The organism is Rhizobium sp. SRDI943, from assembly GCF_057653695.1.
On the sequence record NZ_CM172787.1, the window covers coordinates 3,096,411 to 3,112,649 of the forward strand.

General features: G+C 61.2%; 15 protein-coding genes. 5 read left to right on the top strand and 10 right to left on the bottom strand.

Annotated features, from left to right (window positions below; genetic code table 11):
- Window positions 1-64: 64 nt before the first annotated feature.
- Complete coding sequence (locus AC245Y_RS15970; protein ID WP_012758482.1) at window positions 65-1,045, bottom strand: quinone oxidoreductase family protein; 981 nt, start codon at window positions 1,043-1,045, stop codon at window positions 65-67.
- 5 nt (window positions 1,046-1,050) lie between these two features.
- Here AC245Y_RS15970 and AC245Y_RS15975 point away from each other — a divergent pair, with 5 nt between their 5' ends.
- Window positions 1,051-1,560 carry a winged helix-turn-helix transcriptional regulator gene (locus tag AC245Y_RS15975; protein WP_017994837.1) on the top strand — a complete coding sequence of 170 codons (510 nt, stop codon included), beginning with the start codon at window positions 1,051-1,053 and terminating at the stop codon, window positions 1,558-1,560.
- Between the two features lie 100 nt (window positions 1,561-1,660).
- On the opposite strand, the gene leuA is transcribed toward AC245Y_RS15975, so the two are convergent.
- The 3 genes from leuA to AC245Y_RS15990 all read right to left on the bottom strand — a co-directional run bounded on the left by leuA (window position 1,661) and on the right by AC245Y_RS15990 (window position 5,865).
- The gene (gene leuA / locus AC245Y_RS15980; protein ID WP_017994838.1) at window positions 1,661-3,412 is read right to left on the bottom strand and encodes a 2-isopropylmalate synthase; all 1,752 of its coding nucleotides are present in this window, start codon (window positions 3,410-3,412) and stop codon (window positions 1,661-1,663) included.
- Window positions 3,413-3,841: 429 nt separating this feature from the next.
- Window positions 3,842-5,071, bottom strand: a complete 1,230-nt coding sequence (locus AC245Y_RS15985; protein ID WP_017994839.1) for a benzoate/H(+) symporter BenE family transporter — start codon at window positions 5,069-5,071, stop codon at window positions 3,842-3,844.
- A 209-nt stretch (window positions 5,072-5,280) separates the two neighbouring features.
- Window positions 5,281-5,865, bottom strand: coding sequence for an ATP-dependent Clp protease proteolytic subunit (locus tag AC245Y_RS15990; RefSeq protein WP_003561390.1), 585 nt, complete (start codon window positions 5,863-5,865; stop codon window positions 5,281-5,283).
- 325 nt (window positions 5,866-6,190) lie between these two features.
- On the opposite strand from AC245Y_RS15990, the gene AC245Y_RS15995 reads away from it, so the two are divergent.
- Entirely contained in the window at window positions 6,191-6,982 is a 792-nt protein-coding gene (locus AC245Y_RS15995) for a DUF2076 domain-containing protein (RefSeq protein ID WP_012758486.1), read from the top strand.
- A gap of 125 nt (window positions 6,983-7,107) precedes the next feature.
- Here the strand turns inward: AC245Y_RS15995 and queF are convergent, their stop codons facing one another.
- The 6 genes from queF to AC245Y_RS16025 form a co-directional block, all read right to left on the bottom strand.
- Window positions 7,108-7,572 (bottom strand): preQ(1) synthase, encoded by a 465-nt coding sequence (gene queF, locus AC245Y_RS16000; protein ID WP_012758487.1) that lies wholly within the window; start codon window positions 7,570-7,572, stop codon window positions 7,108-7,110.
- Entirely contained in the window at window positions 7,572-8,486 is a 915-nt protein-coding gene (emfA, locus tag AC245Y_RS16005) for a CDF family cation efflux transporter EmfA (protein ID WP_012758488.1), read from the bottom strand. The genes queF and emfA overlap by 1 nt, the downstream gene beginning before the upstream one ends.
- A 153-nt stretch (window positions 8,487-8,639) precedes the next feature.
- A complete protein-coding gene (locus AC245Y_RS16010) occupies window positions 8,640-9,311 on the bottom strand; it encodes a DUF2161 domain-containing phosphodiesterase (protein WP_012758489.1) in 672 nt (223 codons plus the stop codon).
- Window positions 9,312-9,326: 15 nt separating this feature from the next.
- Complete coding sequence (locus AC245Y_RS16015; RefSeq protein ID WP_003541831.1) at window positions 9,327-9,566, bottom strand: hypothetical protein; 240 nt, start codon at window positions 9,564-9,566, stop codon at window positions 9,327-9,329.
- Between the two features lie 128 nt (window positions 9,567-9,694).
- Entirely contained in the window at window positions 9,695-11,884 is a 2,190-nt protein-coding gene (locus AC245Y_RS16020; protein ID WP_012758490.1) for an anthranilate synthase, read from the bottom strand.
- A gap of 264 nt (window positions 11,885-12,148) precedes the next feature.
- Window positions 12,149-14,398 (bottom strand): TonB-dependent hemoglobin/transferrin/lactoferrin family receptor, encoded by a 2,250-nt coding sequence (locus AC245Y_RS16025; protein WP_017994841.1) that lies wholly within the window; start codon window positions 14,396-14,398, stop codon window positions 12,149-12,151.
- A gap of 209 nt (window positions 14,399-14,607) precedes the next feature.
- Between AC245Y_RS16025 and AC245Y_RS16030 the strand changes: the two genes are divergently transcribed.
- From AC245Y_RS16030 to AC245Y_RS16040, 3 genes are all read left to right on the top strand, one after another.
- Window positions 14,608-15,618: an extensin-like domain-containing protein gene (locus AC245Y_RS16030; protein ID WP_017994842.1), complete on the top strand. Its 1,011-nt coding sequence runs from the start codon at window positions 14,608-14,610 to the stop codon at window positions 15,616-15,618.
- An 84-nt stretch (window positions 15,619-15,702) separates the two neighbouring features.
- Window positions 15,703-15,948 carry a CopG family ribbon-helix-helix protein gene (locus tag AC245Y_RS16035; protein WP_017994843.1) on the top strand — a complete coding sequence of 82 codons (246 nt, stop codon included), beginning with the start codon at window positions 15,703-15,705 and terminating at the stop codon, window positions 15,946-15,948.
- The gene (locus AC245Y_RS16040; RefSeq protein WP_012758494.1) at window positions 15,945-16,235 is read left to right on the top strand and encodes a type II toxin-antitoxin system RelE/ParE family toxin; all 291 of its coding nucleotides are present in this window, start codon (window positions 15,945-15,947) and stop codon (window positions 16,233-16,235) included. Before AC245Y_RS16035 ends, AC245Y_RS16040 begins: the two co-directional genes overlap by 4 nt.
- Window positions 16,236-16,239: the final 4 nt, after the last annotated feature.

Below are 16,239 nucleotides of genomic sequence, written 5' to 3' on the forward strand. Positions count from 1 at the left end.
CGGCCGGTCGACCATCCGACTCCGTTTGAGCCAACAGAATGCTTCAAGCTGGCCAGGAAAGGCTCTAAGGCACCAGCACCACCTTGCCGACCGCCCGCCGATCTTCGATGGCGCGATGCGCTTCCGCCGCTTGATGCAGTGGGAAACGACCGCCGTCGATAACCGTCAGGGCGCCCGTCGCGGCAAGCTCGAAGAGCGCTGCAAGATCCTCACGCACCCCCTGAGGCGTCAGCAGCGCCAACAACGAAAATCCCTTGATCGACTGGTTGTGATCAAGCATGCCCTCGACATCTGCGGCCCCGAGCCCGAACCGCCCCATCGCCGCCAGCACCAGTTCCCCGCAAGGCGCCAGCGCATCGAGCGCCGCCCTTGAAAACGCGCCGCCGACGGTTTCATAGATGACATCCGCGCCGGGCCCTCCGGTCACCCTCTTGACATCCTCCTGCCAGCCGGGCGCCGTATAATCGACCGCATGATCGGCGCCAAGCGACAGGGAAAGCGCCCTCTTCTCGTCACTGCTCGCCGCCGCGATCACCATCTTCGTCCCGTCGCGCCTCGCCAGCTGCAGGAGGAGCGAACCGACACCGCCGGCTGCCGCATTGACGAGAACGTTTTTGCCTTTCACTGGACTGCGGCGTAGGAGGTGCAGCGCCGTCAACCCCTGCACCATCAGCGCGGCGGCCGCCTCGAAAGAAACCGCACCGGGCAGTTGCACCACCGCCCCGCCATCGACCGCAACGAACTCGGCATAACCGCCCGAACCGCGCCCCATCGCAAAGAGAGGAACGGCAACGCGCGTACCAATGAGCGAGCGGTCGGCACCAGGCCCTGCTCGCTCGATCGTACCCGCGACCTCGACACCGGGAAACATCGGCAGGTCGGGCGTCACGGCATAGCGGTCGGCCCGCATCAACACCTCGAAGAAGTTGACGCCCGCCGCGTGGACGCGGACAAGCACCTCGTCCGGTCCCGGCTCGGGGACCGGCAGTTCCACGAGCTCGAGGACATCTGGCGGACCGAAGCGATTGAATTGGACGGCTTTCATGGCAGGTGAACCTCACGTCTGATTGGCGTGGGGCAGGTTTAGCAATAGAACATCAGATGAAAATACACACTCTTTCGTGCCCTACCCACCAGGAGGTGACCATGGCTGAGCCGATGAAAAGACTCCCCGAGCTGCCCGTCGAACGCGCGCTGAAGGTGATCTCGGGGCGCTGGAAGCCGGTCATCCTCTATTACGTCTTCTCCGGCCCGAAGCGTCTGTCGGAGCTGAAACGGATGATGCCCGCCATTACCCAGAAGGTGCTGATCCAGCAACTGCGCGAGATGGAGGAGCACGGGCTGGTCGCCCGCCAGATCTTCGCTGAAGTCCCCGTCCGCGTCGAATACAGCGCGACCGAACTCGGCCTCGGCCTCGAACCGGTGCTGCTGGCGCTCTGCCAATGGGGTCAGCGCCATGCCGAGGCGCGAAACGAAGCCGCCGATATCGCCGACTGCATCGTCAGGCCGCGCCGCGCTACAGCGCAGCGCGTCTTTTCAGACGCGCATAAGGCGCTGTAACACTTTGAATTGCTACATAATTTTATCCTTAAATCGATTCCGATTTAAGGAATTATGCAGTAGAGCGGTCTCGGCCTGAGACCTAACCGACAAAGGCCGATTAGGCTTTGCCGGCCTTCACGTCGAGGACGCGGTTGGCGGCCGAGACGATCGCTTCCAGCGACGCCGCGACGATGTTGGTATTGATGCCGGCGCCGAAGAGCTTGCCGCCGGGATAGGAGATCTCGACATAGGAGATCGCCGCTGCGTTCGAGCCATGCTGGAGCGAATGCTCGGAATAGTCCTCGACCGACATGTCGACGCCGAGATAATGCGACAGCGCATTGATGAAGCCGTCGATCGGACCGTTGCCGCGCCCTTCGATGCGCTTGATCTCCCCATTGTCGGTGATCTCGGCTGCGACGATCCGCTGGCCCTTGTGCTCGGTGTCGGGATAGGTGTGATGGTCGACGAAGCGCAGCCGGCCTTCCGGCTGCGTCACGTAGCGCTCGATGAAGCGGTCGTAGATGCGCCGGGACGGAAGCTCTTTGCCCTCGACGTCGGTGATGCGCTGGATGTCCTCGCGGAATTCCACTTGCAGGTTGCGCGGCAGGTTCAGCCCGTAATCCTGCTGCAGGATATAGGCGATACCGCCCTTGCCAGACTGAGAGTTGATGCGGATGATCGCCTCGTAGGAACGACCGACATCGCGCGGGTCGATCGGCAGGTATGGGACTTCCCACATCGGATGATTGGCGACCTGCGCTGCCTTCATACCCTTGTTGATCGCGTCCTGATGCGAGCCGGAGAAGGCGGTGTAGACCAATTCTCCGACGTAAGGATGGCGCTCGCCGATCGCCATCTGGTTCGAATATTCGAACACTTCCTTGATGCGTTCGATATTCGAGCAGTCGATCTCGGGATCGACGCCTTGCGTGAACATGTTCAGCGCCATCGTCACCATGTCGACATTGCCGGTACGCTCGCCATTGCCGAACAGCGTGCCTTCGACGCGGTCGGCACCTGCCAGCAGTGCCAGTTCGGCAGCGGCAATGCCGGTGCCGCGGTCGTTATGCGGATGCAGCGAAACGATCAGGTTCTCGCGATTGTCGAGGTTGCGGCACATCCATTCGATCTGGTCGGCATAGACGTTCGGCGTCGCCATCTCGACGGTGGACGGCAGGTTGATGATCAGCTTGTTATCGGGCGCCGGCTTGACGACCTCGATGACGGCGTTGCAGATCTCCAGCGCCACATCGAGTTCCGTGCCGGTAAAGCTCTCCGGGGAATATTCGAAACGATAACCGCCGCCGGCCTTCGTGGCCATATCGGTGATCATCTTGGCGGCATCGACGGCGATCTGCTTGATGCCCTGCACATCCTTGGCGAAGACGACGCGGCGCTGCAACTCGCTGGTGGAGTTGTAGAAATGCACGATCGGCCGGTTTGCGCCTTCCAGCGCTTCGAAGGTGCGGGTGATGAGTTCCGGGCGGCACTGCACCAATACCTGCAGGGAGACGTCGTCGGGCACATTGCCCTCCTCCACGCACCAACGGGCGAAGTCGAAATCGGTCTGTGAAGCCGAGGGGAAACCGATCTCGATTTCCTTGAAGCCCATCTCGATCAACAGCTGGAACATGCGCGCCTTGCGATCGTGGCCCATCGGGTCGACGAGTGCCTGGTTGCCGTCGCGCAGGTCGACCGAGCACCAGACCGGTGCCTTGGTAATGGTCTTCGTCGGCCATGTGCGGTCGGGAATGTTCACCTGCGGATAGGCCCGGTATTTTGCCGCGGCATCGGGCATGCCTTTTGCGGAATTCGTTCCGCTCTTTGAGGCCGCTTTATTCTCGGAGGATTGCGTCTTCGCGTCCATCGTATCGTCTCCTCGTCCCGGCATTTGCCCGCTCTTAGCCGATCACGTCGGGCTTGGCGATAAACAAATGCGGACCTTGTCGGTCGTTAGGTCAATTTTGAAAGTGAGTCGCGAGGAGCGATGGCCGGGCGGGCTTTCGGCCGCCGGGCGCTCCTCAAAGGACCCGACAACCGCGCGTAAGGCCGAGGAGAAGAAGCGAGGTCAGGGCGCGCGTATTGTCACGCAGGGCAATGCGGCCGCGTGCAATCGTGTCAGAAATTCTGGCGCCAGTGGTCTTCATGAGCGCGCTTATAGCCTCGGACGGTAGAGCTGGCAAGTCCTTGCCCGGCTTTTGATCGCCGCCAACATTCGACCAACTGCCCATCTATTGCCGGCGGAGTTGCTTGAAAGCGCCAGGATCCGGCATTTGAAGGGCAGAACGACCTTCCGTTACCTCGACTGAGCTCGGTCTTTCCAAAGCCTCACCAGCCGCGACAGCGCCAGCATCAGCCCACCCGCGAGCAGGCCCCAGAAGGCGCCGGAAATACCGCCGAAGGAAACGCCGGAGGCGGTGACGAGGAAGGTGATTGCCGCCGCCTCACGTGAGTCCGGCGCCTGGAAGGCCGACATTGCCGAGGACGAGAAGGCGCCGACCAGCGCCAGGCCGGCCACCGCCTCGATCAGGATGGAAGGCGCAAGGGCGACGAAGGCCGTCACCGCGCCGGCGAGCAGCCCGAGAATGATATAGCCGACACCGGCGATGAGTGACGCCCAATAGCGCCGCTTCGGATCGGCATGGGCGTCCTGTCCGGCGCACATCGCCGCGGTGATGGCCGCCAGATTAACGGCGTGGCCGCCGAACGGCGCCGACAGCAGCGAGAAGAAGCCGGTGACGGCAAAGAGCGGGCCGGGCTTCGGATCGTAATGGTTGACCTTCAGCACCGCGATACCCGGAATGTTCTGCGAGGCCATGGTGACGATGAAGAGCGGCAGCGCGATCGAGATGAGGCCGGCAAGATTGAACACCGGTCGGACGATTTCCGCCGTTGGCACCAGTGATTGTTCCAGCGAGCCGAGCGCACCGTCAGGGATATCGACGCCGAAGGCGAGCACCAGCACGAAGGCCGCGAGTGCTGCCGGCACCGCCCAAAGCCGCTTGAAGGCGCCGACGACGATCCAAGCGACGACGATCGGCAGGCCGAACAGCGGATTGAAGCCGATCGCCTTTACCGGCGCGAAGCAGAGGCCGATCAGCACGCCGGCGAGCATTGCATTGGCGAGTGGTGCCGGAATGGCGGCAACCGCTCGCCCGAGCGGCTTGAACAGTCCCGCAAGGATAATCAGCGCAGCACAGATCAGGAATGCCCCGACCGCCGCATTGAAGCCGCCCTCGATCGCCCCGGTGCTTGCCAGCAGTGCGGCACCCGGTGTCGACCAGGCGATGCTGACCGGCAATCTGGTCACGGCACTCAGCACGATCGCGCAGACGCCCATGGAAATCGACAATGCCATCAGCCCGGAAGCCGCCTGTACATCCGTGGCGCCGACCGCCTGCAGCCCGTGCAGTACAACGGCGAAGGAACTGGCGGAACCGACGAAGGCGGTCAGCAGCCCCATGAACAGGGCTTGGACGGAAAAATCTTTGAGCATGGCGGGACTCGAGCTGCGCGAATGCCGCATGGAGCATGATGGTTGCCGCAGGCGCAAGTCTGGATTCAGTGCTTTCCGTTCAGACCTTGCCGCTAGGAGATCATCTCCGTTCAAGCACTAAAGCCTTTCCTGGCCAGATTGCAGCATTCTGACCAGGAAAGGCTCTGGCCGAAAACAAAACGCCCTCACCTGCGATCGGCAGGCAAGGGCGGGTTCTTGGCAGCTTTGGCTGAGAAAACTTAGATATCGGCCTGCGACGTCACGATCCGTGAAACGAGGCCATACTCCTTCGCCTCTTCGGCCGAAAGCCAGTAGTCGCGATCCGTATCCTTGTCGATCTTGTCGAGCGGCTGGCCGGTGGCCGCTGCCATGATCCTGTTCAAGCGCTCGTTCATCTTGATGATCTCGCGCGCCTGGATTTCGATGTCGGATGCCATGCCGCGCGTGCCGCCGGAGGGCTGATGCAGCAGGAAGCGCGTGTTCGGCAGGCACAGGCGCCGCTCCTTCGGAGTGGCGACATAGATCAGCGCGCCAGCGGAGGCGACCCAACCGGTGCCGATCATCCAGACCTTCGGCTTGATGAACTTGATCATGTCATGAATGGAATCGCCGGATTCGACGTGGCCACCGGGCGAATTGACATAGATGCGGATGTCCTCGTCGCTGGCCGCGGCAAGTGCCACAAGCTGCGAGCAGACCTTCTGCGCCAATTCCTGATTGATCGGTCCGTAGATGAAGATCGAACGCGACTTGAAAAGATTCGCCTCCGTTTCCTTGCCGAGCGGCAGTTCCTTCGTCTTGTCGTCCTGGTCTTCGTCGTTCATTCGAACCTCTTGGAGATGAATTCGGGTTCCTCGCACATAGTGCGACTCAATGCCTAAAACAATGCGAGAAAAACACAAGGCACCGAAGCGATGGAGATATCCTTAAGAAGCCGCGCGCCGTTCTGCAAGCCTTACTGAATTGTAACGGCGAAAGGCTTTGAAAAGCCTAAATCGGTTCCTACCTCAACCTCACGCGGCAAACGCCGCCAGCGCATAACCCCGAAATCGGAATCGATTGTCGGAAAGGATTATGCGCAGTTTTAAATTGATAGAGCGTCCTTAGCGCGTCCGACGCGCGGCGCTCTAGATCATTAGGAGACAGGACATGTCACCCGAAGAACGCCAATTGCTGACCGCCCTCTTCGACCGCGTACGCACCGCCGCGGCCACACCGCGCGACCGCGACGCCGAGGCCCTGATCGACCAGGCGACGCGCGAACAACCCTCCGCCACCTATTACCTGGCCCAGGCCGTCATCGTTCAGGAAAAGGGGCTTGAGGCAGCCGCCAACCACATCAAGGAACTCGAAGAGCGTGTCCGCCAGTTGGAAGCCGGCGAGAGCGAACACCGTCAGGCCGAGCAGGGCGGCGGCTTTCTGAGCTCGATCTTCGGCAACACCCAGACGCAGCAACCGGCGCCAGTCCCCTCCAATCCTGGCCCCTCCAATCCCGGTCCCTGGGGCCAGCAGTCCCGCGGCTATGACGATTCCCGCGGCTACGAACGCGATGTCCGCCAGCCGCCGCAACAGCCGACCGGCCCCTGGACCCAGCAGGCCTCTGCGCCGTCTGCCGGCGGCAGCTTCCTGCATGGCGCGCTCGGCACGGCGGCAGGTGTCGCCGGCGGCATGCTGCTTGCCAACTCGCTGAGCGGCATCTTCGGCAACCACATGTCCTCGCTCGGCTGGGGCTCGCCCTTCGGCGCCAATCCCTTCGGCAATGCCAGCGCGCCGACCGAAGAAACCGTCATCAACAATTATTACGGCAATGACGACACCCGCCAGGCCGCGGACAACACGGCCGATGACAAGGACAACAGGGCCGACCTGCAGCAGGCCGATTACGACGACGGCGACGATTCCATCGACGACTCGTCCGGCGACAACGTTACGGATGTTTGAGGTGTAGCGGCCGGAGACGGATAGCGATTGCCGCACCGTTGCCCGGCCCTTCGCTCTAGGCTCAGGGCGTTCGCCGCTGCAATCGATTCACTGGATCGATTGGTCGGGCTTTGCCCGACCGCTGCTCACCCACGGCCGCGATAGGTGGCAACGCCCTGCTCCGGCAGCCAGACGCCTTCCGGCGGCTTGCCCGTCTGCCAGAAGACGTCGATCGGAATACCGCCGCGCGGATACCAGTAGGCGCCGATTCTGAGCCACCTGGGATCAAGCAGTTCGACGATGCGCTTGGCGATGTAGACCGAACAATCTTCGTGGAAAGCGCCGTGATTGCGGAAGGAATGCAGGAAGAGCTTCAGCGACTTCGATTCCACCAGCCATTCGCCCGGAATGTAATCGATGACGATATGGGCGAAATCCGGCTGCCCGGTCATCGGGCAGAGCGAGGTGAATTCCGGCGCGGTGAAGCGCACGACATAATCGGTGCCGGCATGGTTGGACGGCACTTTTTCAAGCACCGCCTCCTCAGGCGATTGCGCGGTTTCGGTTTGCTGACCCAGCATCGACAGGCTGGAAACATCTGTATTCGGCATCATGCCTCCTTGACGACTTTGACGCGGATGCCGTGAGCCTTCTCGCCCTCCGGCTCCACATGAATTGCGATCGTGGCGCCCTGGTGCACCGCCCTGATGGCATCCTCAAGGCGGTCGCATATATCATGCGCCTGCCGCACCGACATCCCGCCGGGCACCACCATGTGAAAATCGATGAAGGTGACGGTGCCCGCGCGGCGCGTTTTCAGGTCGTGCACGCCGATCGAGCCCTCCGCGTGGGCAGCGATCGCCTGTTTGATCGCCTCCTCCTCCTGCGGCTCGACCGCCTGGTCCATCAGCCCGCCGATCGATTGCGAGATCACCTTCCAGCCCTGATAGAGGATGTTGACGGCAACGAGGATGGCGAGCACCGGGTCGAAGATCGCATACCCCGTCGCCAGCGCCAGCAGCAGGCCAATGAGCACGCCGACAGAGGTTACGACATCGGACATGATATGCTGCCCATCCGCCGTCAGCGCTGGCGAGCGATGTCTGCGTCCGGTTCTGATCAGCAAGCGCGCCCAGATCGCATTGATGACACCGGCCGCGAAGTTGATCGCAAGGCCGAGCACGGGTGCATCCAGCATGCGTGGCTCGGCGAGATAACCAACCGCCTCGTTGACGATCAGCAGGGCAGCGACGACGATCAGCGCGCCCTCGGTAACCGCTGACAGATATTCCGCCTTATGATGGCCGAAAGGATGGTCGTGATCGGCCGGCTTTTGCGCATAGCGAATGACGAAGAATGCGATGAAGGCTGCGACGACGTTGACCGATGATTCGAGCCCGTCCGACAGCAGCGCCACCGACCCGGTGAACCACCAGGCCACCATCTTCAGCCCCATGACGCCGAGCGACAGCGGAATCCCCCACATCGCCAACTTGCGAACCGTAAGATCGCCGTTGTCACTCATATCGTTCCCCTGCGGTTGCGAATGAATTGCAGCTTTCAAGCCGTTGAAACGCAAAACCGCCCACGCGAATGTCGCGCAGGCGGTTCAGTTGATGGTGATATGGGGGAAGACGGCGGATTTGTCAAAGGGCAATGAGACTCCCTTCCGCGCGACTCAAGGAGCGGGGTCGGCGAGAACAATTTGCGGCCAGCGCAAGAGCGCGGCCTGCCCTGCAGGCGTCAGCGCATAAACGCCCTTCTCCTTGCGCTCGAACCATCCGTAGACGTTGTCGAGCAGGATGCGGCCGGCATTGGGCACCTGAGCCTTCATATCGCGCGGCCGCCCGACCCCACGCTCGATTGCGGCGGCGCAGAGCAGCACCTGCTGGCGATAGGCGGTCATGATCGGCGCCCGCGTGCTGCCGCCGATGGCGGGATCGCCGCGGCGGCGCTGATGCTCCTTGACGAGGCGCGTCCGCCGCTTGGGATTGGTGCGCGGCATCGGCGAGACGGAACTGACGATAACGCTGACCTCGCCGCTATCGGAGACGCCGAGCATGCCGATGCCGAGCCTGCGGCAGAGATCGCGATAGCGTTTGTCGGTCTCCCGCCCCCGACCCTTGGCGGAGACGCGGGCCGCGATCCAGACCTCATCGCTCATCGCCGCGCGATCGACCGCCTGGAGAACAAGCTCGAGGTTGAAGGAGAGCTTGAGTTCGCAGACCACCACGACCGGCGGCTCGGCATCGCTCAAGCCAACGAGATCGCACCCGCCGACCTCACCCTTCACGACATAACCCGCCGCCTCCAGGAAAGCTTTGACCGGCAGGTAGAGCGATGTCTCCATGCTGAAAACCGCGCCTCAGGCGGCGTTGAGATCGGCAATCTCGCCATATCGTGCAAGCAATCGCGGCGACGACATATCTCCGGTTTCTTCATCGACGATCACCGCATAGGCCGCCACGCCGACAAAACGCTCCGACATCGCCGAGGCAATTTTCTCCGCGCTGACGGAGTTCGATGCCTGGCGCATTTCACCGGGGACGAGATTGCCGCGGTTCTTGCGATAGGGAAGAACGATGAACTTTTCAGCATTGGCCACGTCGAATATCCCGATTGATCGTTCCTGAAATGTTCTGATTTGCCTGAAGAAGTCAACCGGCCTTTCGAAAACGGCCTGCCCCTCCCCGCAGTCGGGGGAAAGAGCAGGCCGAATAACCGTCGAAATCCTCAGGCAGCCTTCGTCTTCACCTTGCGCGCCAGATGCGCCACGACATTTTCGATCATCCGCATCCCGGCATCGCCACCGAGCGTCATGATGGATTCTGGATGGAACTGCACCGCGGCGATCGGTTCCTTCGCGTGTTCGATGCCCATGATCGTGCCGTCGTCGCTTTCCGCCGTGATGATGAACTCGCGCGGCAGCGTCGAAGGATCGGCGAAGATCGAGTGGTAGCGGCCGACCGTCACCTCCTTGGCAAGGCCGGAGAAGACGATGCCCGGCTCCAGCACGCGGATGCGCGAGGGCTTGCCGTGCATCGGCACCGCCAGATGACGCAACTCCCCGCCATAGGCTTCGGCGAGCGCCTGCAGGCCGAGGCAGACACCGAAGATCGGCAGGTTGCGCGCCCGCGCCTTCTTGATCGTCGCCTTGCAATCGAAATCCTTGGGCGTTCCGGGTCCCGGCGACAGCACAACGAGGTCCGGGTTCAGCCTGTCGAAGATTTCCTCCGGCACCGGCGTGCGCACGGTCGAAACCGTCGCCCCCGTCTGGCGGAAGTAATTGGCGAGCGTGTGGACGAAGCTGTCCTCGTGATCGACGAGCAGGATGCTGACGCCCTTGCCGACGCCTGCGACGTCGCGCTGAACCCTGCCGGAATTACCCGTCTTGGCGTCTCGGATGGCGGAAAGCATGGCAGAGGCCTTCAGTTCTGTTTCGGCTTCTTCTTCGTCAGGAATGGAATCGTTGAGCAGCGTCGCACCGGCGCGCACCTCGGCGATACCATCCTTGATGCGCACGGTGCGCAGCGTCAGGCCGGTGTTCATATCGCCGTTGAAACCGACCATGCCGATCGCCCCACCATACCAGGCGCGTGGGCTCTTTTCATGGCTCTCGATGAAGCGCATCGCCCAGAGCTTCGGGGCGCCGGTGACGGTAACGGCCCAGGCGTGGCTGAGGAAACCGTCGAAGGCGTCCATGTCGTCGCGCAGCCGCCCTTCGATATGGTCGACCGTGTGGATGAGGCGCGAATACATCTCGATCTGCCGGCGGCCGATCACCTTGACCGAACCCGGCTCGCAGACACGGCTTTTGTCGTTGCGGTCGACATCCGAGCACATGGTGAGCTCGGATTCGTCCTTCTTGGAATTCAGCAGCTTCAGGATCTGCTCGCTGTCGGCGATCGGGTCGTCGCCGCGCTTGATCGTGCCCGAAATCGGGCAGGTCTCTATGCGACGGCCGGAAACGCGCACGAACATTTCAGGCGAGGCGCCGACCAGATATTCCTGATGGCCGAGATTGATGAAGAAGGAATAGGGCGAGGGATTGATCGCCTTCAGCCGCTTTGAAATGTCGGACGGCTTGCTATCGCAGCGCTCCATGAATTTCTGCCCGGGCACGACTTCGAAAAGGTCGCCCTTGCGGAAACTTTCCTTCGCCTTGGTGACGAGCTCGGCATATTCGCCCGGTCGGTGATCGCTCTTCGGCGGAATGGCATCCGTGTGTTTGAAGGGCTCCGCGGCGATATCCTGGGCCTTGCCCTCGGTCGACACGCCGCCTTTTTCGAAGTCGTAACGGTCGACCCAGGCCTTGGCGGAATAGTTGTCGACGACGAGGATCTCGTCCGGCAGGTAGAGCACCATGTCACGCTGATCGGAGGGCCGCGTCAGCTTCAGATTAATCGCGTCGAACTGGAAGGCGATGTCGTATCCGAAGGCGCCGTAGAACCCGAGGCTTGCATCCGCCTGCGAATAAAATAGGTCGGTGACGGCGCGCAGCACGGTGAAGACCGTCGGCATCTTCGAGCGTTCTTCCTCGGTGAACACCCGGTCCGGCGTCTTGACGGTGAGGTCGAGGCGGCGGGCCGAGGAAGCGCCGAGCACGATGTCGGACACGGTCTTCAGCCGCTCGATCACGAAGCCGAGGATCACCTCGCCGCGTTCATTATAGGCCTCGATCCAGACGTCGCGCCCGAAGGAAGAGATTCCGAGCGGCGGATCGACGACGGCGGTATCCCAGCGCGTATAGCGGCCGGGATATTCGTAGTTCGACGAAAACACCGCGCCGCGGCGCTCGTCGAGCTTGTCGACATAGGAAGAGACCGCATCGCCGTAGGGGATCGCCCGCCGCTGCCGCGTGACCGTAATGCCGCCCTTGGTCTCGTAGATTTCCGCACCATCATCCCGCAGGATCGTTACCATTGTTCCACTCCGTTATCGGGGCCCGGACGACAGGCGGCCATAAAACAAAAAAAGCCGCCTCGAAGTTTCGGGCGGCTCACTCGTCGTCTTTGGACACGATTGGTCGAGGCCGCCTTAGCGAACCCACCACCAAACAGCAATGTTCAAGGACTTGATCATGAAAAATTGTTAGCCTGAGATCAGCAATTGCGCAAGAGGCGAATGCGGAATGAAAAGGGCGGCCCGAAAGCCGCCACTCCCCCAGCCATGAAGGCGTGATCGCGATCAGAAAGTCTTGGTCAGCGAGATCTTGAAGGTGCGTCCGGGCTCGGAATACCAATCGCGCGGCTGCGACGCCGTCGAGATCAGGTTGACATCGCGCACGGCGAGCGCGTTGAAATATTCCTGGTCGAAGATGTTGTAGACACCTGCCTGCACGCGCAGGCCCGGCACCTGGTCCGGCGTCCACCAGCCGGTCAGGTCGACGATCGCGTAGCCCGGCGCATCGAAGGTCGTGTCGGTGGTGTTGGTGACGGGCGTATCGAGATGATCGGTAAGCATGCCCGCCGAAAGCGTCGAAGAAAGATCGAAGCCGAAAGTCTCGTTGCTCCAGCCGCCGCCGACTATCGCCTTGAACGGTGCCACCGATCGCAGGCGCTGGGCAGTTTCCTCGTTCCTGCCATAGGCATAGGCAAGTGACGTATGGAGATTGATGCCGTTGTTGAATGTCTTGGCGGCGCTGGCTTCAATACCCGAGATCGTTGCCGCAGATACGTTCGTGTAGTTGAATTCCGTAAAGCCGGTCGCGTCGACGCTCGTCACCGTCTCGATAAAATTCTGGTAGCGGGTGTGGAAGGCCGCAACCCGACCGGTAAAATCGCCCGTGTCAAAATTAGCGCCGATTTCGACGCCGCGGCCGATTTCGGGTTGCAGATCGGGATTGCCGAGCTGGGCGTAGCGGCCCGTCGGGTTGTAGAAGCGGCTGTAGAGTTCGTCCACGGTGGGTGCGCGGAAGCCGACTGCCAGCTGCAGGTAGAGCTGCACGTCGGGCGTCAAGTCGTATGTCGCAAGAATCTTCGGTGACAGGCCGGCTTCCGTTCGGTCGCTCAGGTCCCCGAAACGAGCAAGGCCGGTATTGCTTGCGAAACTCCCGCCGGTCGAGGGATTGTAGTTGAACCAGTCAAAGCGGAAGCCGGGTGTCAGCGCGAAGCCGGTATTGCCGATTTCGATCTTGTCTTCGACAACAAGCCCAAGATTCTGGCTGTCGACATTGGGCACTTCCGCCTGATTGTTCAGCGACGGGCAGGTCGTCGGTGTGGGGCAAAGGGCCCAGCTATACTGGCTCCAGCTGGAAACGCCGACGTCGAGGCCAATGCGAACGGAGTGGCTGAGACCGGAATACTCAAAATCCTTCGTTGCAGTGCCGCTGAAGCCCCAGGTTTCGTTTTCAATCTCGTTGTTACGGCCATAGGCCACATTCGCCGCGGTACGCCCCTTGCTGCCGGATTCCTTCTTCAAGTCCTGCCAATAGAGCGTGGCGCGCGCACTGCTGAAGAACGCATCGGAAGACTGCGCTTCATAGTCATAATCGAGCGACACACGATCACGATCACGCAGTTCGCGACCGTCGTAATTGTCGATCATATAAGTGCGTCCGGTACCTTGCTGTTCACGCAGATCAGTCTGCAGGTCACGCCTGAAACGCTCGGCAGTCAGACCGATGCGGTGGCCACCCTCCAGCTCCTGACGCAGCTTGAAGAGCAGATTATGCTGATCGAAATCAGCTGGATCCGCCTCGGTGCGGAAACGACCATAGCTGTCATTGTCGCCCATGTTGTCGCGTTCATGCCCCTTGCGGTAGCCACCCTGAAACAGGATCGACGTACCGCCGATCTTCTTGGCGGCAGCGGCTGAGCCGGAAATGCTGCGGTCTTCGCTGTCATAGGTCGACTTGACGATCGCACCCCAGTCGCGGCCTTCAGGAATGAGATCCTCCGGCTCCAGCGTATTGAGAACGATGGCGCCGCCGAGCATGCCGGAACCACCCTTGCTCGAATCCGCGCCGCGCACGATATCGAGCGAGGACAGCGAATCGAAATCGAACGTATCGCCACCGCCATTGGCATTGCTGAGGGCGAAAGCGCCCTGGCGCGAGCTGTTCGAAATATAGGGAATTGGAATGCCGTCGACGGTGGTCAGGATGCGAGCGCCCGAAAGGCCACGCAGGTTGAAGCCTGCGTCACCACGCGAATAATTTACGCCTGCATCGACGCTGCGGCCGATATCGTCAAAATTGGTGACCTGCTTTTCTTCGAGCTGCTTGGCAGTGATCTCGGTGGCCAGCGGCGTGTCGGCGACGCTGCCCGGCGCCACGCGTTTGCCCTTGACGACGATCTTCTGCAGGACGGTGCTTTCCTCCGTCGCGGCTTGCGGCGCTGTTGCCGGAGCGCTTTGCGCGAAAGACTGCGAAACAGGAAGAACAACTGTGGCTGCCGTGCAGACCAATAGAACCGAGCGCCAATGCCGGACGATCATAACCTACCCTCTCATGATGATTACCGGGCTGGCTGGTCGTGGCGCGTCGAACGCTCGAGGGGCTGGCTGGGCTTTTACGGATGAAGACGAAGTAAAATTCCGCCTTCTTTTCGCCGCATAAAAAACATGAGCAGCATTGTCAACATAAGTCATCATTTTATGTTGAATAAATATATCAAGTTTTAGCGATCTTCAATGACGTTGCACAATTGCAACGAAAAACGCCCTCATGCGTTGTCTTCAGCCACGGATACGAGGAATCGGACGCGTTGAGAAAACTTTCGACATTGGCGATCCTTTTCGCCGCTACCGCCTTTCTTGCCGGCGCTCGCCTGCCCCCGCAAGGCCCGATGCCCGAACCTCGGCCAGATGCCGGACAGCCGACCAGCCCCACCTCCCCTTCCTCGGAAAAGACGGAACCGCCCGCGCCCGGAGAGGTCCCGGCCCCTCAGCCGAAACCCGACGTCAAGGACCCGGAGGCACCGGCATCGAGCCCGCCAGCGCCGCAGGCCGCACCGTCAGAGCCCGGGCCGACAGAACCGATGCAAGGTCCGCCGCGGCCGCCGGGCAGCCCCGAAAGCTCACAGCCGCCGACGGAAGAAGGTAAGCCGCCCGGCGAGCAGACACTTGAAGAGCAACACCTGACGATCGAACCGGAAAGCGATGCCGAGCATGCCGAATGCACGGCCGCCCTTCAGTCCCTGGGCGTCGTCTTCAAGGACACGCCGCGCATCGATGACGGTAACGGCTGCGGCATCGACAAGCCGATCATCGTCTCTGAAGCCCTGCCCGGCATCAAGCTGAAGCCGGAGGCGACGATTCGCTGTCCGGCAGCGCTTGCCCTTGCTCGCTGGATGAAGGACAGCGTCATCCCGGCGGCTTCCGCCGCCCTACCGGAGCAGGGCCGCATCACCACCGTCAACCAGGCAACGTCCTATATGTGCCGCCTGCGTAACAGTGCCGGAACCGGCAAGATCTCCGAGCATGCCCGCGGCAACGCCATCGATATTGCGAGCTTCCATTTCGAAAAGGGTGAAGATGTCGCCGTCCGCTCCCGTCGCGAGGATTCTACGCTGACCGGCGCCTTCCAGCGCACCGTCAGCGCCGCCGGCTGCCTCTACTTCACCACCGTCCTCGATCCGGAAAGCGACGCCGCCCACGAAACCCATTTCCATCTAGACGTCATCGAGAGGAAGGGTGGCTATCGTTATTGCCATTAGTCACTTCAAAGAGCTGCGATTCCCGCTTGAATCGGGTCATCCAACCACTAAACTTCGGCACGAAGAACCGGCGGAGTGCCTACCATGACCTTGTTGAGCTTCCAGATGAAAGACTCCACAGTTTCCCGTCTGGATCGCCTGGCCGAAAGGCGAAAGCTTTCGTCGGCCGAGATCGCAGCCGTGGCGATCGAAGAATTCATCGAACGGGAGGAATGGCAACTCTCGGAGATCGAGGCTGCCGTTCGCGAAGCCGACCAAAGCGACTTCGCCTCCGATGAGGATGTCGCTACAGTCCTGTCAAAATATATTGGCAGCCCTTCTGGAAAATGAGCCTGCGCATCAAATGGACCCGCAGAGCGCTTGCCCGCCTTGATCATATCGGCGCTTACATCGCCCGTCACCATCAAGGTGCCGCAGCGAGGGTCATCGTCCGTATCCAATCCATCGTGGAGACGATGCCGGATTATCCGTTGGTGGGAAAAGTCAGTCGCGTCGCGGGAACAAGGGAAGTGGTGCTGAGCGACATTCCCTATATTGTCGCATGTCGCGCTAGAGAAAACGAAATTGAAATTCTAACCATCTTGCATACATCTCAACGATGGCCGAAGAGCTTCTGAAGCC